The organism is Bradyrhizobium cytisi (genome assembly GCF_008123515.1).
Classification (GTDB): Bacteria; Pseudomonadota; Alphaproteobacteria; order Rhizobiales; family Xanthobacteraceae; genus Bradyrhizobium; species Bradyrhizobium cytisi.
Window position 1 is genome coordinate 17,299 of record NZ_VSSR01000090.1, and the last position, 18,788, is coordinate 36,086.

Below are 18,788 nucleotides of genomic sequence, written 5' to 3' on the forward strand. Positions count from 1 at the left end.
ACGAATTGCGTTATACTGGCTTACACCCAATGAACTGGTCTGATGTCATTGAGCGATAAGCCAAACGCCGAGGTCCTTACACCCCGCAACAAGATGCCGCTGGACACGCTTGCCGGCGTGCGGGGGGAGATGGCCCGGCTCTATCGGCTCGGATTGAACGGAAAGATCCGATCCGACGAAATGACCCGCTTTGTTTATGTTCTGAAAGAGGTCCGCGCGTGCCTTGAGGCTGAGATGCTGACCGACGTGCAGCAGAGGCTGGACGTGCTGTCGCGCGCAATGGAGAACGTCAATGGTCACCGCATCATCCATCCACCGGCTTTCACACGCAGTTGACGTGATCGAAAACCAGAGTCAGCAGGGCCGCCCGTTCAAGGTCGTACAGGTCAGCCGTGGCTATCATCAAGATCCGGACGCCGCGCTGCATTGCCATTACGCGGCTCATCCAGAGGATCGAGGCGCCGATGTCGTGATCTTCAGGTTTTACGATGATGTGGGAGCGGCGGACGATGATTGCGGGGCGCCGACTGGGCCGGCGTGCGGGACATCCTGAAGCCCCCGAGCCAAGACGTTTTTGACGCTGCTCGCGTACCACGCGCCGCCACGGGGGCCTGCGATACGCTGATCATTCAATCGATCAGCGATCTCGCGGAGCGATTTGGCTCCAGTTGCCTGAATTTTCTTGATGAGAGGCAGCACCTGGAGTGCGCGGGCGTTGGCAGCCTGTCGATTTTGCTGGATGGCCAGTTCGCGGGCGTCCTTGAGGGCCGGATTGCCAAGTTTGACCCCGCGCACCTTCGCGGCAGCAAGCGCATCCCGCGTCCGCGTCGCAATCCACGTACGCTCCTTCTCGGCCAGTGCGGCGAACAAGTGCAGCACGAACGGATCAACGTCCGGCCCCAGCTCAGCAACCACGAACGGCACCCGATGCACCATGAGGCCGCTGATGAAGTGCACGTCGCGGCTGAGGCGGTCCAGCTTGGCGACGGCCAGGTGACACTTGGCCTTCTTGGCCCTGGCCATAGCGGCTCTAAGCACTGGGCGGCGCTCAAGCGCGTCATGACCCTTGCCGGAGTCGACCTCGACGAACTCATCCATGATGTGGAAGCGCTCGGCTTGAGCAAAGTTGGCCAGCGCAGCGCGCTGCGCCTCGAGACCGAGACCTGAGCGACCTTGCTTTGGTCGGGAAACACGCAAGTAAGTCACAAGGGGACGCTCGGGAGTCACGGGATACCTCTTAGAAAGCCGCTGTAGTTATCTATACGTCCGTTTAGAATCTGTACGATGCGCGTTTTCGGAATCGCGGCGATTCATTTTTGCCATATCGGGGCGCGCTGCGTTTGGCAGACCCATCGTGATTTCGTTGCTGCTAATCCGATGTCGCCGCGGTGTCCTCGCTTGTTCTTCCTGCGCATACACGTGTGGCCGACGCGAGACGATCATCATGGATCATGGATGGGCGGACCGCCACGCACAGCGCGCAACAAATGGGGCCTCGCGGTGGGCCGCCGTCGGGGAGAGGGTGGGTGACCCTGGGGGCGGTTAGCCGGGATTAAAAGCGACCAGGTACCGGTACCAGTTATTGCTTCATGTCCTCGCTTAGTACGCCCTGCAAAGAAAAAGCCCCACTGCTTGGCTTGCTTAATAATTCAAGAGAACATCTGCCAGCATGCTTCGATGGCACCCGACATCTCGCGTTGATGATGCGCACGGAGTGTTGTTGCCGTCCTCCACCGGCGATGCCGCTACGAGCTGCTCCACCTCGCATTCCATTTTGCCCCATTTCCGGCACCTTTGCCGATCAACAGAGTTATCAGGCGCTTATTGGCTTGGTCGACTGCTTCACCTCCTGCGCCGGGCCCTAGGACCTCCGACTGGACTTAGCGGTGGCGCGACACTGTCGCAGCACCTCTTTCATAGCCGAGGGACCCCGCATGAAACGCATGGTCGTGACCGGCATCGTCCTTCTCTCGCTCTCTTCCGTGGCCGAGGCGCATCGTCTCTCCGGGAGCGCCACTTACTACGGCGGGAGTGACCGCCTGTGCGGTCGCCGAACAGCCTCCGGGGGCGTGCTCAACTGCGCTGCAATGACCGCCGCCCAACGGACGCTGCCCTTCGGCACCGTCCTGATCGTTCAGAGCGGTGGCCGGTCGCTCCAAGTCACGGTAACCGATCGGGGTCCATTCACCGGCGCGTTCCTTGATCTATCACCTGCGGCCGCGAGTGCCCTCGGCTGTCGCTGCACTCATCGCAACGTGACCGCGACTATTGTGCAAATGGGATCCGTTGCGTAGGGACGTTTGAGATAGATCAATGCCCCAAAAGGGAAGTTGGCAGGTTCTATTTTGATTTCTTTCAAACTACTGCGGGTCCGTTACAAAAGAGAAGTCGCCCGCCTATGGATCAGACGACGACTGCATCGAGGACCGGAGTAACGGGCTAGTAGCCTGCTTCTAAAGGAGTTCGTGATGGCCGATACGACCAAGCTCTCGGTTGAGAAAGCGCTCGAAAAGATACGTGAGCGCGACCAGCAGAAATCGAAAAAACCACGCCTCGATGAAAAGACAGAAGCTCTCAATGAAGAGATACGGCGCATGAGGGCGCAGAGGCTGCGCCTAGAACGACAACCGGGTAAGCGCGGCTGAATGGTACTGTCGTTTCTCGGTGCACGATCGGCGCCTTTGGATCAGCAGCGGATCATCTGGCGTGACATCTATTATTGTCGGCGGGCGAGCCCCGAGCCACACTCGGGGCCTCGACTATGGCTGCGGCTTATCTCCGCGCCAGACGTGCAACGCGCCTTCGCGCAAGCCGCCGACAAACTGATCAGATAAACAGAATTTCGCTGTGATCATCGAACGATCCGCTGACCATGGTAGCAAGCTCGTGCGCTAACCATGCTCTGCCCAGGGGCGAGCCAACGCCGAACCTCGTTGCCGAACTGCCTCTGGGTCCATAGTCCTGGACTATCTCCGCGTCCGTGGCCCCGGCAAAGCGGGTGCTGCGCCGGCGCCTGTACGTTCTCGCCAATTCGGGAAGCTTTGGGGCTGGAAAGAATCGGCAAGGCGCACCGTAGACAAGCAGAAACTCAGGATTTGACTAGTGCACCTTGTGGCAGTGCGTGAATGCCAGCGGGTCGCGAGTGCCTGCTTGAATGAGTAGCGGGAATGCGCGCTGCGTCTGCAAGGTCCGCAAGGTCGGCGTCGATGCCGTGAAGATCAGAAAAATGGGAGCCGACTGCGTGGGGCCATCTGCAATTTGAAGACGATGAACACTGGCCCAACGCCAGTTTATCGCGCACTCGCGGAGTGCACGCTCTGGGCGTGCAGTCTACGGAGCTTGCCTTTTACCATCATCCGGACGCCGAGACGGTCGAGCATCTGCGTCGGATCATCACCGCTCTCTGAGCACGCGGAGACTGCTGCCTCCGCCTCATCCGAGGCTGGGCGGCGCGTTGGCCAGCATCGCGACGGTGTGCCGAGCGATCATCCGCTCCTCGTCGGTCGGAACCACATAGATCGGAATGCGGCTGTCCGGCGTCGAGATTTCCGTCGCGTGGCGCGCATTCTCCTTTGCATCGACGCCGGCGCCGAGCCAGCCGAGCTTGTCTGCGATGCGGGCTCGAATGTGCGCCGAGTTCTCACCGATGCCGGCGGTGAAAACGAGCGCGTCCAGCCCCTGCAGCGCGCCGGCGAGCATCGCCACGTTAAGGGCGGCCCTGTGCACGAAGTGCTCGACCGCCAGGATGGCATGGGGGTCGTCGCTCGTTACCAGGTCCCGCATGTCGTTGCTGATTCCCGACAGGCCTTTGAGGCCGCACTCGCGGTAGAGAAAGTTCTGCACGTCGGCAGCCGACATTCCCTTGGCAGTCTGCAAATGAAGGATTACGCCCGGGTCGATCTGGCCCGGACGGGTCCCCATCGTCAGTCCGTCGAGCGCGGTGAAGCCCATCGTGCTGTCGACGCTGCGTCCCTTTCGTAGCGCGCACATTGAGGCGCCGCTGCCCAGATGGGCAACGACGACCCGGCCATCGGCGATTCCCGGCGCCACCTTCTGCAGCTCGGTCGCGATGTATTCGTAGGAAAGCCCGTGAAAGCCGTAGCGGCGGATACCTTCGGCGTAGAGACCGAAAGGAATGGCGTAGTGGTCCGCCAACGCGCCGTGGCTGCGGTGGAAGGCGGTGTCGAAGCAGGCGACCTGGGGAAGATCGGGGAAGTTCGCCATGATTGAGCGGATCGGCGCCAGGTTGTGCGGTTGGTGGAGCGGTGCCAGAGGAGAGAGGCGGTCCAGGCGCGACACTACGGCGCCATCCAGCAGGACCGGACCATCGTAATCGGGGCCGCCGTGCACGACCCGGTGGCCGACGGCGACCGGCGCGATCCGCTGTTCCTCCCGCAGCCATGTGCCCGCTATGCCGAGCGCGGAGGAGACGTCGAGCGCCTGCTCGGCCGGATAGCTGCGGTCCGCGATCACGCCTCCGCCCGCGTCAGCCGCGCGCATCCGCGGGCGGGTCCCGACGCCGTCGACCTGGCCCTTGATCTGCCGCTCGAGCGCGCCGCGTCCATCGACGGAGAACACCTGGAATTTGACGCTGGAGGAGCCCGCATTTACGACGAGGATCGTGTCCATGGCTGTCACACCGCGGCTGCGCGCGCACGGCGCCGGCACGCGTCGGCATGGAGCGCAGCCACGGCGCAGGATGCCATTCGGGCCCTAGGCGAATCCGCCCGCGACGTCAGCACCACCGGGACCTTGGCGCCGAGAACCACTCCGGCGCTGTCGGCCTTGGCGAAGTAGGCGAGATTTTTGGCCAGCATGTTGCCGGCTTCGAGATTCGGCACAACCAGTATCTGCGCCCGGCCGGCGACCTCGGATTCGATGCCCTTGATCCTGGCGGCGTCCGGGTCGATCGCGTTGTCGAACGCCAGCGGCCCATCCAGCACGCCGCCCGTGATCTGGCCGCGGTCGGCCATCTTGCAGAGCGCGGCCGCCTCTATCGTCGAGGGGATCTTGGCGGTCACGGTCTCCACCGCAGACAGGATCGCGACCCGGGGGGCCGTGCCGAAGCCGGCCTGAACGAACAGGTCGATAGCGTTCTGGATGATGTCCCGCTTGCCGTCGAGGTCCGGAAAGATATTGATCGCGGCGTCCGTCACGAAAATAGTCTCGGCGTAAGCCGGGACGTCCATCACGAAGACGTGGCTTACGCGGCGGTCGGTGCGTAGACCGCCAGCCTTAGCCGTGATGCTGCGCATCAGCTCGTCGGTGTGCAGACTGCCTTTCATCAGCAACTCGCCGCGCGCGGCGTGGATCAGTTCGACGGCCTTGGCGGCGGCTGCCTCGCTGTGGAGGGCATCGACGATCTCGATGCCGGCGATGTCGAGCCCGTGAGTGTCGGCCGTGTTTCTGATCTTGCCCTCAGGTCCCACCAGGATCGGCCGGATGATGCCCGCGCCGGCGCTGTCGAGGACGCCGCGCAGGGAAGTCTCGTCGCAGGGGTGCACCACGATGGTCTGAACGGGATCGATCGAGTTGGTCGCCGCGATCAGAGTGTCGTACTTGCTCGGACTGCCGGTTTGGGCATTCGTGCTGGCATTCGACATGTCGGCCTCGAGCGTGCGCGGACTAGTGGAACAACAGCTGGCGCCATGAAGCTCCTTCAAGATTGATTTAGATCAACGATGCCGCCCCTCGGCGGATCTCACCATTGACCACCCAAGAAGATGCCGATGGGAGGCTCAACATGAAATCAGGCGCCGCGCTCAAGATGGAACACGACAGCGCAGACGGTTGGAGCGGGTTCGTGCCGGGTCATTGGCAGACCTCGATCGATGTGCGCGACTTCATCGTTCGGAACGTCACGCCGTTTACAGGCGACGAGGATTTCCTTGCCGGTCCCTCCCAGCGCACCAAGGATGTATGGGCGAAGCTGCAGCCTTATTTCGCGGACGAGCGGAAGAAGGGCGTGCTCGCCGTGGATGCGAAGAACCCCTCCAACATGCTCGCGCACGAGCCAGGATACATCGATCGTGACAACGAGATCGTCGTAGGCCTCCAGACTGACCAGCCGTTCAAGCGAGCGATCTTCCCCTACGGAGGGCTTCGCATGGTCGAGGCGGGGCTGAAGGCTGCGGGTTTCGAGCCGGATGCGGCGGTGCACGAGGCGTTCACCAAGTACCGGAAGTCCCACAATGACGGCGTGTTCGACGCCTACACGCCGGAGATCATGGCCTGCCGCAGGTCGGGGATCATCACCGGCCTCCCGGACGCCTACGGGCGTGGTCGAATCATCGGCGATTACCGGCGGGTCGCGCTCTACGGAGTCGACCGCCTGCTGGGGGCGAAGCGCGCCGAGCGGGCGCAGATCGACGACATGTGGCCGACCGACGAAATCATCCGGACCCGCGAGGAGCTTGCCGAGCAGGTGCGCGCGCTGGAGGATCTGCGCGAGATGGCCAACCGCTACGGCCACGACATCTCCAAGCCGGCCGCGAACGCTCAGGAGGCCTTCCAGTGGACCTATTTCGCCTATCTCGGCGCGATCAAGGAAGCGAACGGCGCCGCGATGTCCATAGGCCGGATATCGAGCTTCCTCGACATCTACATCGAGCGCGACCTGAAGGCGGGCATGCTCGACGAGGCGCGGGCCCAGGAGCTCTGGGACCAATTGGTGCAGAAGCTGCGCATCGTCCGCTTCTTGCGAACGCCGGATTACGACGCGCTGTTCTCGGGTGATCCCTACTGGGCGACGGAATGCGTAGGCGGAATGGATCTCGACGGCCGCGCGTTGGTGACCAAGAGCAGCTACCGGATGCTGCACACGCTCTACAATCTCGGCCCTGCGCCCGAGCCGAACATCACGGTGTTATGGTCGAAGCACATGCCGCCTCCGTTCAAACGCTACTGCGTGAAGGTTAGCAAGGACACCTCCTCGCTGCAGTACGAAAACGACGATCTGATGCGCCCCTTCTGGGGGGACGACTACGGCATCGCCTGCTGCGTCTCGGCTATGCGACTTGGCAAGCAGATGCAGTTCTTCGGTGCCCGCGTGAATTTGGCGAAGGCCTTGCTTTACGCGATCAACGGCGGCCGCGACGAGGTGTCGGGCGACCAGATCGCGCCCCAGACCATGCCGGTCACAAGCGAGTTCCTCGACTACGACGAGGTCATGGCCAAGTTCGACATCACCATGGAATGGTTGGCCAAGACCTACGTCCACGCCATGAACTGCATCCACTACATGCACGACAAGTATTTCTACGAGCGCCTCGAGATGGCGCTGCACGACCGCGATATCCTGCGCACCATGGCGTTCGGGATTGCCGGGCTTTCGGTGGTGGCCGACAGCCTCAGCGCGATGAAGTACGGCAAGATCCGGGTCATGCGGGACGAGACCGGTCTGGTCGTGGACTACCAGAACGTCGACAATACCGCGACGCCGCAGTTCGGCAACAACGACGACAAGGTCGACATGATCGCCTCGGACATCGTCACGAGCTTCATGGAGAAGATCCGCAAGCACCCGACCTACCGCAACGCCACGCATACTCAGAGCGTGCTCACGATCACTTCCAACGTGGTGTATGGCAAGGCGACGGGAAACACCCCTGATGGCCGCCGGAAGGGCGAGCCGTTCGGTCCCGGCGCCAATCCGATGCACGGCCGTGATAGCCACGGCTGGCTCGCCTCCTGCCTGTCGGTCGCCAAGCTTCCTTACAAGGACGCGCAGGATGGTATCAGCTACACCGTGTCGGTCGCGCCGCAGAAGGCTCACCTGTCGGAAAATGAGCTGGTCGACGAAGCGGTGAAGGCCTTCGATGTCTATTTCGACCGGGGCGGTTTCCATATGAACCTCAACGTGATCGACAAGGAGACGCTCGAGGATGCGATGAAGAACCCCGACAAGTATCCGCAGCTCACCATCCGGGTTTCGGGCTATGCCGTGAACTTCGTCCGTTTGACGCCGGAGCAACAGCACGACGTCATCAGCCGCACCTTCCATGGCCAGATATGAGCCGGGCCGCCATGTCGACGCCCCGAGGTGCGGCCAGGCAGACAGAGGAGCTGAAGGCGGGCAGCCGACACGACCTGCGGGTCGGCCTTTCTCCGGACGCGCCGGCGGACGACGACGTCAAGGACGAGCGAGGCACCTTCGGCTACTGCCATTCCTACGAGACCTCGTCGCGCTACGACGGTCCGGGACTGCGGGTGGTGCTATTCGTGTCCGGCTGTCTCCTTCGCTGCACCTATTGCCACAACCCGGACACCTGGCACCTCAAGGACGGCACCCATGTGTCAGTCGACCAGGTGCTGCGCCGTCTGGAAGGCTTCGCGCCGTCGATCAATGCGCTGGGCGGCGGCCTGACTGTATCCGGTGGCGAGCCGATGGTGCAGATCGCCTTCACCAGGCTCATCTTGGCGGGGGCCCGGAGGATGGGGCTACACACTGCGATCCAGACCTCCGGCTTCCTGGGAGACCGCGCCGACGATGCCTTCCTGTCGGAGGTCGATCTCGTGCTTCTGGACATCAAGAGCTCGGATCCAGAGACGTACCGGCGTGTTACAGGGCGGGATCTGGCGCCCACGGTTCGCTTTGCCGAACGTCTTGCGGCCATGTCAAAACCGGTGTGGGTGCGATTTACGCTCGTGCCGGGCGAGACGGATGATCCAGCCAACGTCGAGGGTATCGCCCGCCTCGTCGCACCGATGAAGAACGTCGAATGGGTCGAGGTCCAACCCTTCCATCAGATGGGCGCTTTCAAATGGGAGGCGATGGGACTGCCGTACAAGCTCGCCGCCACGCCACCGGCAAGTAAGGAGCTCGTGAATCGCGTGATCGGTCAGTTCCGTGACGCGGGTTGCAACGTGCGTTGATAAGAGGGAGCCGGCGGGGCCGGGAGCGAACATGCTGGATCTTGCGCGCGACATCATCGGAAGCCAGCCGATCCTGACGGCGTTCCTCGCGATTGGCCTCGGCTATCTGGTCGGCCAGATCAGCGTCGCGGGCTTCTCGCTCGGTGTGGGAGCGGTCCTGTTCGTAGGCCTGGCCATCGGCGCGTTCGCGCCGAAGGCCCAGATCATCGGCCCGATCGGCCTCACCGGGCTAATCATGTTTCTGTACGGTATCGGCATTCTGTACGGACGCCAGTTCTTCGAAGGCATCTTCGGTTCCGGACAGAAGTACAACCTTTTGGCGCTGGTCGCCTGTCTGGCGGGCCTGGCGGTCGCGCTCGGACTCGGACACGTCTTCGGAATCAGGCTCGGACACACGCTCGGCCTCTATGCCGGGTCGATGACCAGCACCGCCTCGCTGCAGGCGGCGCTTGACGTGATGAAGAACAAGGATCCGTCCATCGGCTACTCGATCGCCTATCCATTCGGCGTCCTCGGGCCCATTCTCTGCATCTACTTCATGACCCGCCGGGTGAAGCCGAAATTTCCCGCCAAGACGCAGCGTTTCCACATGGGCGAGATCGCGATCGGCGAGAGCTTCGCCGGACAAACCCTGGGCGACGTGATGTCCGGACCGCTCGGAAGCGTGCAGGTGACCATGCTGCGCCAGGACGGCCGCAACTTCGTGCCGTCTGCTAACGCCGTACTCGCCGCAGGCGATGCGGTTATGGTGAGCGCGGAGCGACAGGAGGACATCGCTCAGGCCGCAGCCCAGGTGGGCCGGCTGGAGCCCGGACGGCTCGCCAGCGACCGGGCCGACCTCGACTACATCCGCGTCTTTGTCGGCAAGGCATCTGTCGTCGGCGTGCCGCTCTCGAACTTGCCGATGCCAGCTGGCTATCCGACACATCTTCTGCACGTGCGGCGCTACGACGCGGACCTGGTGCCTGCGCCGGATCTGATGCTCGAGTTCGGAGACCGGGTCGGCGTGCTGACGCCGCCCGATAAGAAGGAGGAGATCCGGCGCCATTTCGGCGACACGGTGAAGGCGGCAGCCGAGTTCAGCTACGTCTCGCTGGGGCTCGGCATGGTGATGGGCGTGCTCCTCGGGCTCATTCCCATTCCGATCCCGGGCATCGGCGTCGTCACTCTCGGCATCGGGGGCGGCCCGCTGATCGTCGCGCTCATCCTCGGCAGGCTGCGCCGCACCGGCCCGATGCTGTGGACGATGCCCCTCCCGGCCAACATAGTGCTGCGCAACTTCGGCCTCGCGATGTTCCTCGCCACCGTCGGCGTCAACGCGGGGCAGCCGTTTGTCCGGACCGTGTCCGAATCGGGGTTCACGATGCTGTTCATCGGCGTCGCGGTGCTCCTGACCACCGTCGCCATCGTGCTTCTGGTCGGCCACTACGTCATGAGGATTCCCTACGACGACCTCGTCGGCGTCGCTTCCGGCGCGACCGGAAATCCGGCCATCCTAGTGTATTCGACCAAAATGGCGCCGACCGAACGCCCCGACATCGGCTACGCCATGATCTTCCCGTCGATGACGCTGGTGAAGGTGCTCGCCGCGCAGATCGTCGGCCTGCTCGCGGGCGGCGGCGCGGCCGGCTGAGGAGCCTGGGGATGTCGGACCGAGCGCCCGCGCCGCAGCCCGCGATCTTCAATCTTCAGGCCTTCAGCCCGGCCGAGATCAAGGAGGCGGTTGAGAAGGTCGGGGTCAAGAAGGCGCAGCTGCCGTTCGCGGCATCCCTGATGCTCGCGGTGGTCGCCGGCGGCGGGGTGGGCTTCGGCGCACTTTACTATACCATCATCGCCTCCGATCCTACGCTGGGCTTTGCGGCGACGCGGCTGCTCGGCGGGCTCGCCTTTACACTCGGTCTGGTGCTCGTGCTGGTCGGCGGCGCCGAACTGTTCACCGGCAACAATCTGATCGTGATGGCTTGGGCCAGCGGCAAGGTCTCGACGTTGACAATGCTACGCAACTGGACCGTGATCTTTATCGGCAACTTCCTCGGCGCTCTCGGCCTGGTCGTCCTGGTTTTCCTATCTCACCACCTCGACATGAACGACGGGCGCGTTGGCCTGTCGGTGCTGAACACGGCCGCCGGCAAGATCCGGCCCGACGTCTTGTCGCTGTTCGTCAAGGGCATCTTGTGCAACGTGCTGGTCTGCGCGGCGGTCTGGCTCGCCTATGCCGGCCGGTCGGTCACCGACAAAATCGTGGCGGTGGTGCTGCCGGTCTCCGCCTTCATTGCGGCTGGCTTCGAGCATTGCGTCGCCAACATGTACTTCTTACCGCTCGCCTGGCTGCTGGTACGCATGGGGCACGCGCCGGAGGGGTTCGACAGCTCGGCGATCACCGCTACCGGGATCCTCCACAACCTCGTTCCGGTGACTCTCGGCAATGTCGTGGGCGGCGCCGGCATGGTCGGCATCGCGTACTGGACGATCTACCGTGCGGCATTCGGCAAGGAGCAACTTGGCGGCAAGTAGATACCGGATTTGGAAAACCTCGAGCAAAAGGATCATGGTCATGCCGCTGCGGAATGCCGACTGGGAGCCGAACCGAGAGATACCCGTAGGCAAGGGAGCCACTCTTCAGCAGTTCTTCGCCGTCTCCGGCAAAGACCGCTTCGAGATCAGCGTCGCGCCATGGGGTGAGGGTCAACTCAAGGTGAACGGCGAGGAGATCGCCAGGACCGCAGAGGCCAAAGACCGGAGCCAAGCCTTCGCGACCCTGAAGCAGGCGGCGCAGCGCTATGCGCGCGGCGAGTCCCTAGACCAGCCGAAGAAAGGAAGGGCCCGCCTGATTCCTGCGGTCAAGGCCAAGCTGCTCGAGGGTAAGAAGGGACTGGTCGTGGGCATAGCGAATGACAAGTCAATTGCGTGGGGCTGCGCTGCGGCTTTCCGCGCCTTCGGCGCCGAACTCGCCGTCACCTACCTAAACGACAAAGCCAGGAAGCACGTCGAGCCGCTGGCGCATGCGCTCGAAGCTCCGATCGTCATGCCGCTCGATGCACAAGTCCCAGGCCAGATGGAGGCGGTCTTCGAGCGCATCGGCAAGGAGTGGGGCAGCCTGGATTTCGTGGTGCACTCGATCGCCTTCGCGCCGAAGGAAACGCTTCAAGGCCGGGTCATCGACGTGCCGCTGGACGGCTTCCTGACCACCATGCACGTGTCCTGCTGGACTTTCCTGCGCATGGCCAAGCTCGCCGAACCTCTGATGAAGAAGGGCGGCACCCTCTTCACGATGACCTACTATGGCAGCCGCGCAGTGGTGAGGAACTACAATGTAATGGGCGTCGCTAAAGCGGCGCTGGAGAGCGCGGTGAGGTACGCATCCGCAGAACTTGGCCCGAAGGGCATCAGGGTACACGCGATATCTCCGGGGCCTTTGGCGACCCGCGCCGCGTCAGGCATTCCTGAGTTCGACAAGCTGCTCGAGAAGGCCAAAGCCAAGGCGCCGGCGCGTAGCCTTGTGAGCATCGAGGACGTCGGCGCTGCCACCGCCTTCCTCGCACACGACGTTGCGAGGCTCATTACCGGGGATACCATCTATATCGACGGCGGATACCACGTGGTCGACTGACTCATCGTCGGCGCTTTGCTCACGCTTTCAGGGCTACTGGCCGGCTTTTTTGACTTCAGTGGCGAGGCTTGAATCTCAAGGGGCCTGACTGGCTTGAAACCATTACCGCCTGTCATCGTACAAAGGACATGGATGAACCTGAGGACGACCCGGGCAAAGACGCGCCGGAGTCTGAGCGATAACGCAGAGGCAACGCGACACTTTGCGGAGCGATACGCAGACGATCTGCGGAAGATCATGAGGAAGCTGCGAGGCCGCTCGAACTGAGCTACCTTCCGTCTGTCGGAGCGGTCAAATATTCCTTTGGAGCGCAAAGGCCCGGTTTGATGGGGTTCTCTCCGGGCCTTCGGCTCCGCTTCGTCGGGCGTCGGTTCGGGATCAACTTAACCGTCGCAGACGAGACGCCGGCAACGAATACAACCAAAGCCTGAGTCGGATGGTGAAATTGAGGCGCTTACTCGTCGCGCCAAGGGGGGCGACCGCCTGGCGTCGCGCACAGGGCCCGCCTCGGCGGGCCTGTATGACGGCACCGAAGCGAGGACAGCAGAACCTATCCGTCATCGCCGCTCGATCCGGGCGACGAGCGTCGAAATCAATAGCCTGTCACAAATTCGCGGCCGACACCTCAGGTCCATGTCGGCAGAAGAGTTATCGCCGTTTACCTCTACGATACTAAGGAAAAGATAAGCAATGCCACCAGCACGACGTTGAACGTGCTCACCGCGAGCACGGCGACGTCAAAGACGCGGGTCAAGCTGATCATGGTGTTTCCCCGACACCTCTACCGACTATTAAGAAGCTCTCGCCGCGCCAAGGATGTCTATGCAGTTTGTGCCAGCTCACCCGACCATCACCGCCACCGCCGGACCTCGCGCCGCTCTCACCCCGTCGCTCACATTCAGAAATCGGTGCGCGAGAAGCCAGCGCGATCCTCGATCACGAGACGCTGGCGAATATCCAGCCACCTTTCAAAGATAACACTGATGTCGTCCTCCCATCTCCACACAAGTCGACTTTTTGCAACTGTGAGAAAGCCGTCGAACGTGATGTAGAATTCTATCGGAAGCAGACCCATACCTTCAGCATGGATTTGGGCGTGTGTCCGGCTAACGCTGTAAGCCGCAATTCGTATTTCTCGGCCTTCAAAAAACAGCAGGCCATCTGTGGAGTGCTTGATCATGTGCAATCCTCAGTCCGTAGCGGCGCTGGCTTTGGCACTCTCAGGAACAGCATGTTTAAACAGCGCAGACGATATCGCTCTCTCTGCGTCGCTGGCAGCGAAAACACGATTCACGGTTAAAGGGCCATCTCTGGTAAAATGGTCACGGCCTCGCGCAATGTCGCTTTGCTCATTGCGCGGTGCTCGGTGGCCAGAAGCGAAGCATGCTTCGGTGTCAGGCGTTGACCCGATTAGCTCGTTCGTCGAGAGCACCGCCTCGATCGACAAATTTCACACCGCAGGTATTTCCGTCCCGCCACACTACACGGCAATACCGCGTCGTGTTGAAGCCATCCAGGGACAGCGCAAATTTGTGGGCGACGGTGTGATGCGTGGATGAATGAAGCTTGGCCCCATCACCGTGGAGGTTCATCACCAAGCAGGGATGAACGCCGCGAACACCGTCGACGTGGACCAACGCCAGTTGGTTGAGTTCAATGCGTTCGAGCGTTCGTCGTTCAAGCATCGCAACATCTCCCAAATTAACCGGCGTGGAAAAACTTCGGAGTCGACAACCGGCGCAGCGTAGACCGCAGAGCTGCCTTTAAAAGTGAGGACCGCTAACTTTTTAAAATTGTCGGGATTACCGAGCGCCTCGCGTAGCCGAGAAAAAAGCGCCGGCCTTGGGTTGAGGATGTGGGTCAGGCCGGGGCTTGGCGGCTGGTTAGGGCAGGCCTCGGGAGAGGCTCGACCTGCATCAATTATCGATATCGCGGCGGCGATTTCAATTGTCCCTGGGGACAGGCCGCGAGTGTCCCGTTTCGAGAAGGGTGCACCATAGGTCAATGCCCCATGAGACACTATGCGGGCCAATCCTTTGCGCGGTAGCAAATTGCGGTGACCGCAACCCGACCGAGGAGCGTCACCGTGCCCATCAGCCAAAAGCGCATGTCAGAAATCGAGCGCGAACTCGCAGTCATCATCCGCGAACTTGATCGCATCGAAAGGGCGCGAGTTAAACGGCCTGAGCAGCCGCCGGCGCAGTTTACCTGGGTACCGCCGCTGTTGCTGGATCTGGATAAGTAGGGCTGCGCGGACCTTTGAGGCTGCTGGTCTGTCTCCCTTCGCAAATCTGCACCCGGTCAATTGCTGACGTATCCAATTGCAGCGCCTTGCATGTCGGCACGATCGCAAAAGTGTCGCAACCCCGGCGCCGCGGAAGGCTGGCCATGGCGATGCGTTTTTATGCCGACAGCCATCCCGGCGAGCACCGCGACAAGTTTGCGGCATCCTTGCGCGGTGCAGCTTGTCTCGGAAAAAGGCTCGATATGCGCCTTCCAGAGATGGCCATCGCTGCGAAGTTTTCCGCAAGCTATGCGCAGGATCCGTGCCGGAAATTACGCGAGCCTCACTCCTGGCTCGCCACGCGCGCGCGGTCGAAATCTTCCTCGAGTTTGGGTCGGTCGCGGGTGCGCTCGAAATTGGTGCAGAGCAGTTCGGTCTCCTCCAGCGAAACCGGGGCGCGGTACAGGCGGCACAAGAATTCCGCCGTTGCGCGCCTCTTGCCGGTACTCGGCCTGCGCTCGGCAAGAAACATGCAGTTCCGGCAGACGCCGGCATCGAGCCGCTGACGTGCCTCGTCCAGGTGATTGAGGATCTCCTGCAGCAAATCGCGCAGCCTGACGCACTCGTCGGGTCCGAGCGCCGTGACCGCGTTCAGCACGCGATTGACCGGATCGTACTGATTCAGGCACTTCTCGCCCTGCGCAGTTACATGGAGGACAACAGAACGCTTGTCCCTTTGGGACGGTTTTCGAACCAGGAAGGACTTGCCCTCCAGGGTCTTCACGATCTGCGATGCAGTCGCCCTTGTGGCGCTGATGAAGCCGGCGACCGCGGACGGGTTGCGCGAAAACCTGTTGGCGCGGCCGAGAAAGCGTAGCGCCATCCATTCCCGGTCGCGCAATCCATGCTGATTGCCTTCGAAATACCAAACCCTCGACGCTTGAATTAGCAGCTCCACGGCCTCTCTTGCCAATGGCATGAATTCCTACCTTATACCGTAAGTCATAACGTCGGGGGCGCCCCGGAGCCGCCTTCCGTCGTCTCGCACGAGCCGTTTGCGAGAAGTACACCGCCCGCAATGTCTGACACATGCACCGTGCTCTCCCTTCGCGTAAAGCGTGGTGCCGTCAATCAAAATTCAATCCTAGTGTCTTTCGGGGCATTGACCAACCGCGGGCGTTGCTCGGGCATTAGCCTGAGCATGGGTTAAGGTCGGCCGGACATAGCCGCAATCGGCAGACACGCGCTTGCTAGAGGTCGCCAGATTTTTGTTCTTTGAGGCCACAAATCCATTGCGTCGCAAGAGCTCTGAAGGGGCCGATGCGCCTGTGTAAAGTAGCGACCTGGATACCCTGCGACGGGTCAACCTTGGATCGCCGTCGCCCAGTGCTTGACCTAGGTCAAACATTGCGAACGAGATGACCTCAGGTATCTGGAAGAAATCGAAGCCCCGCGATCTTTTGAGTTCCCGTCGGAAAAGCGGCTTCAGGAGCAGCGCTTGGGCGTTCCGGAGATACGCAGTCGGGCAGACCTGAAAGGGCACTGCGGGGGAATGTTTCTATGTGGAAGTGCGGGGATCCCCTTATGATGACTCGCCAGAGATGTGGGCTTTGACATCTTGAGCAGGGCACGAGCGAGCTATAGGTCGGCGGGAAGCCTGAGTGCGATACCTAGCGCGACGGGCGGTATTGCACGGCTGGCTTGCGCGCGCATCGATGCCTCTGGCCAAGACACAGCTGCGCTGCTGTCTAAGGCTGGATTGACGCTGAACGACTTCCGCGACCCTGCAGTCCGGCTCGAGGTTGCGACCCAGATCAAGATTCTGGAATTGGCTGCCCAAGAATTGGAGGACGACATCTTGGGCTTCCGGCTCGCCCGGAGCTTTGATTTGCGTGAGATCGGCCTTGTCTACTACGTTATGGCTTCGTCGGAGAATGTCGCTGATGCGGTTCGTGCCGCGGAACGTTACAGCCGGATCATGAATGATGGAGTCCGACTGCGTTTCGAGATGGAGGGGCATACTGCGACCATTGCCCTCGAATATGTCGGAGTCGATCGAAGGGGCGAGCGGCAACAGATCGAATTCTGGATCGTGACGCTGGTGCGGATCTGCAGGCAGGTGACGGAGGGCCGTCTGGTGCCCTCCAGGCTCCAAGTGAGGCACCTGCGAGCCGGGATGCCCCCCGAATTTAGAACGTTCTTTGGCAGGGACGTTGAGTTCGGCGCGGACGGCGATGTGATCTCTTTTCCGGTGCCGGTGGCACTGCTCCCGCTGGTCGGTCGCGACGGCTATCTGCACGATCTGTTGCGACACTACGCGGATGAAGCGTTGATACGGAAAGCGCCGCAGGGCGCGACGCTCCGTTCGAGAGTCGAGAAGACGCTTACCACACTGCTGCCTCACGGGAGAGGCGTCGCGAAGGAAGTCGCGCGGCAAGTGGGACTGAGTACCCGCACGTTGTCGCGCAAGCTTCGCGAAGAGAAGACATCCTTCGCTGAAATTCTTGATCAGTTGCGGGTCGCGCTCGCAAAGCGCTATCTCGAAGAGGAGCAGCTTCCCGTGTCCGAAGTTGCTTGGCTGCTTGGCTATCGCGAACTGAGTTCCCTCACACACGCGTTCAAGCGATGGACCGGAATGACACCACGGCAGTTCCGGTCAAGGTCTCAACACAAGCTGAGTTGCAGCGAAAAGCCCTAGTTGCCGTTGATTAATTCGACGAGCGGAGGACTCGCCGAGTGTGGAGCGGAGAGAGGGTGACGGCATGGCGCTCGGGTTTGCAGGCCGGCTCAAGTCCCAGCTGTCTACATTCCTTGCGGGTCAGCCCGATGGCCGTGGAAGCCTTGCGCTGATCAAGCAGCATCTGGCGGTGTTCTATACGAGCGGGCCGGAATGGACTGCGCGGATGAGGTTGCTTGCTGAGCGGGCACCGCGGTTGGATATTTTCGCGCAAGGGCTGGTGATGCGAGAGAGATCAACGGCATTCCCCCAACATCGCCAGCTAAACCGCGAAGGCGGTCGGGATGGGTCCTTTAACGGGATGAGTCTTCTAAAGATTCAACGCGGCGCTGACCGGCTTCTGGACTTGCGCGAGCATAGGCCGCCTTCTTGGCCGATCAACTGCGCCCATGTGGAAGATTAAGGTCCATCAGAGGGCCCGCTGCGACGATTCCAGTCGGGTTGATAGTGCGATGGCTCTCGTAGTAGTGCCCCTTGATGTGCCGCATATCGACGGTGTCGGTTACACCTGGTACCTGATAAAGATCTCGCAGGTAGCCAGAGAGATTTGGGTAATCTGCGATGCGGCGGAGGTTGCACTTGAAGTGGCCAACATAAACCGCGTCAAACCGTAGCAGCGTCGTGAACAGCCGCCAGTCCGCTTCGGTCAGGTGATGTCCGATCAAATACCGGTGCCTGCCCAGATGCTCGTCGAGCATATCCAGGGCCTCGAACAGCTTGAAAAATGCTTCCTCATAGGCGTCCTGGCTTGTTGCGAAGCCGGCTCTGTAAACGCCATTGTTCACTGCATCGTAAATGCGGGTATTCCAGCCATCGATCTCCGCCCTTAGCTCCTCCGGGCAGAAGTCGCCGGGGGCGGCCCCACAGGCGTCGAAGGCCGAATTGAACATGCGGATGATCTCTGACGATTCGTTGTTCACGATCGTATTCGTCGCCTTGTCCCAGAGCACCGGCACGGTGACGCGTCCGGTGTAGTGCGGCTCCGCTCGGGTGTAGATCTCGTACAGGAAACGGGCGCCCTGGACAGGGTCAGGCACAACGCCGGGCCCCTCGGCAAACGTCCAGCCGTTATCCTCCATGAGCCAGTGCACGACCGAAAGCGCTACCATGGACTCGAGCCGTTTGAGCTTGCGGAAGATGAGCGTCCGGTGAGCCCAAGGGCATGCGAGCGAGACGTAAAGGTGGTAGCGGCCAGGCTCCGCCTTGAACCCTCCCGCTCCGGACGGTCCCGCCGCGCCTTCTGGAGTGATCCAGTTCCTGAACGTGGAGGATTGGCGCACGAAGCGCCCACCCGTGCTCTTGGTATCGTACCACTGATCGAACTAGCCCAACTTTCTCAACTC

At 61.6% G+C, this 18,788-nt stretch carries 17 protein-coding genes; 10 read left to right on the plus strand and 7 right to left on the minus strand.

The annotated features are described in order from the left end of the window. Positions 1–42 precede the first annotated feature (42 nt). On the plus strand, positions 43–336 hold the full coding sequence (locus tag FXB38_RS39250; protein WP_148756265.1) for a hypothetical protein: 294 nt from the start codon (positions 43–45) through the stop codon (positions 334–336). A gap of 147 nt (positions 337–483) precedes the next feature. Here the strand turns inward: FXB38_RS39250 and FXB38_RS39255 are convergent, their stop codons facing one another. Beyond that, entirely contained in the window at positions 484–1,206 is a 723-nt protein-coding gene (locus tag FXB38_RS39255) for a recombinase family protein (protein WP_246230497.1), read from the minus strand. Positions 1,207–1,943: 737 nt separating this feature from the next. On the opposite strand from FXB38_RS39255, the gene FXB38_RS39260 reads away from it, so the two are divergent. Together FXB38_RS39260 and FXB38_RS43310 are read left to right on the plus strand one after the other, a co-directional pair. Then, on the plus strand, positions 1,944–2,294 hold the full coding sequence (locus tag FXB38_RS39260; RefSeq protein ID WP_246230501.1) for a septal ring lytic transglycosylase RlpA family protein: 351 nt from the start codon (positions 1,944–1,946) through the stop codon (positions 2,292–2,294). 174 nt (positions 2,295–2,468) lie between these two features. Beyond that, positions 2,469–2,645 (plus strand): hypothetical protein, encoded by a 177-nt coding sequence (locus FXB38_RS43310; protein WP_187435464.1) that lies wholly within the window; start codon positions 2,469–2,471, stop codon positions 2,643–2,645. 787 nt (positions 2,646–3,432) lie between these two features. On the opposite strand, the gene FXB38_RS39265 is transcribed toward FXB38_RS43310, so the two are convergent. Together FXB38_RS39265 and FXB38_RS39270 are read right to left on the minus strand one after the other, a co-directional pair. Then, positions 3,433–4,629: an acetate/propionate family kinase gene (locus FXB38_RS39265; protein ID WP_148756267.1), complete on the minus strand. Its 1,197-nt coding sequence runs from the start codon at positions 4,627–4,629 to the stop codon at positions 3,433–3,435. A 5-nt stretch (positions 4,630–4,634) separates the two neighbouring features. Continuing rightward, positions 4,635–5,603: a phosphate acetyltransferase gene (locus tag FXB38_RS39270; protein WP_148756268.1), complete on the minus strand. Its 969-nt coding sequence runs from the start codon at positions 5,601–5,603 to the stop codon at positions 4,635–4,637. A gap of 140 nt (positions 5,604–5,743) precedes the next feature. Here FXB38_RS39270 and pflB point away from each other — a divergent pair, with 140 nt between their 5' ends. The 5 genes from pflB to fabI all read left to right on the plus strand — a co-directional run bounded on the left by pflB (position 5,744) and on the right by fabI (position 12,484). After that, positions 5,744–8,014, plus strand: a complete 2,271-nt coding sequence (gene pflB / locus FXB38_RS39275; RefSeq protein WP_148756269.1) for a formate C-acetyltransferase — start codon at positions 5,744–5,746, stop codon at positions 8,012–8,014. Between the two features lie 11 nt (positions 8,015–8,025). Beyond that, the gene (gene pflA / locus FXB38_RS39280) at positions 8,026–8,874 is read left to right on the plus strand and encodes a pyruvate formate-lyase-activating protein (RefSeq protein WP_148756270.1); all 849 of its coding nucleotides are present in this window, start codon (positions 8,026–8,028) and stop codon (positions 8,872–8,874) included. A 31-nt stretch (positions 8,875–8,905) separates the two neighbouring features. Further along, positions 8,906–10,507 carry an aspartate:alanine exchanger family transporter gene (locus FXB38_RS39285; protein WP_148756271.1) on the plus strand — a complete coding sequence of 534 codons (1,602 nt, stop codon included), beginning with the start codon at positions 8,906–8,908 and terminating at the stop codon, positions 10,505–10,507. A gap of 11 nt (positions 10,508–10,518) precedes the next feature. Further along, positions 10,519–11,388, plus strand: coding sequence for a formate/nitrite transporter family protein (locus tag FXB38_RS39290; protein WP_148756272.1), 870 nt, complete (start codon positions 10,519–10,521; stop codon positions 11,386–11,388). A 313-nt stretch (positions 11,389–11,701) separates the two neighbouring features. Then, the gene (gene fabI / locus FXB38_RS39295; protein ID WP_148756279.1) at positions 11,702–12,484 is read left to right on the plus strand and encodes an enoyl-ACP reductase FabI; all 783 of its coding nucleotides are present in this window, start codon (positions 11,702–11,704) and stop codon (positions 12,482–12,484) included. Between the two features lie 898 nt (positions 12,485–13,382). On the opposite strand, the gene FXB38_RS39300 is transcribed toward fabI, so the two are convergent. Both FXB38_RS39300 and FXB38_RS39305 read right to left on the minus strand, forming a co-directional pair. Beyond that, on the minus strand, positions 13,383–13,664 hold the full coding sequence (locus FXB38_RS39300; protein WP_148756273.1) for a hypothetical protein: 282 nt from the start codon (positions 13,662–13,664) through the stop codon (positions 13,383–13,385). A gap of 214 nt (positions 13,665–13,878) precedes the next feature. Beyond that, the gene (locus tag FXB38_RS39305; RefSeq protein ID WP_148756274.1) at positions 13,879–14,169 is read right to left on the minus strand and encodes a PilZ domain-containing protein; all 291 of its coding nucleotides are present in this window, start codon (positions 14,167–14,169) and stop codon (positions 13,879–13,881) included. 401 nt (positions 14,170–14,570) lie between these two features. Here FXB38_RS39305 and FXB38_RS43315 point away from each other — a divergent pair, with 401 nt between their 5' ends. Beyond that, on the plus strand, positions 14,571–14,729 hold the full coding sequence (locus tag FXB38_RS43315) for a hypothetical protein (protein WP_187435465.1): 159 nt from the start codon (positions 14,571–14,573) through the stop codon (positions 14,727–14,729). A 322-nt stretch (positions 14,730–15,051) separates the two neighbouring features. On the opposite strand, the gene FXB38_RS39310 is transcribed toward FXB38_RS43315, so the two are convergent. Then, positions 15,052–15,687 carry a MarR family winged helix-turn-helix transcriptional regulator gene (locus FXB38_RS39310; protein WP_148756275.1) on the minus strand — a complete coding sequence of 212 codons (636 nt, stop codon included), beginning with the start codon at positions 15,685–15,687 and terminating at the stop codon, positions 15,052–15,054. A 624-nt stretch (positions 15,688–16,311) separates the two neighbouring features. On the opposite strand from FXB38_RS39310, the gene FXB38_RS39315 reads away from it, so the two are divergent. Continuing rightward, positions 16,312–17,406: an AraC family transcriptional regulator gene (locus tag FXB38_RS39315; protein ID WP_148756276.1), complete on the plus strand. Its 1,095-nt coding sequence runs from the start codon at positions 16,312–16,314 to the stop codon at positions 17,404–17,406. A 416-nt stretch (positions 17,407–17,822) separates the two neighbouring features. Here the strand turns inward: FXB38_RS39315 and FXB38_RS39325 are convergent, their stop codons facing one another. After that, entirely contained in the window at positions 17,823–18,725 is a 903-nt protein-coding gene (locus tag FXB38_RS39325; RefSeq protein WP_283812816.1) for a glutathione S-transferase family protein, read from the minus strand. Positions 18,726–18,788: the final 63 nt, after the last annotated feature.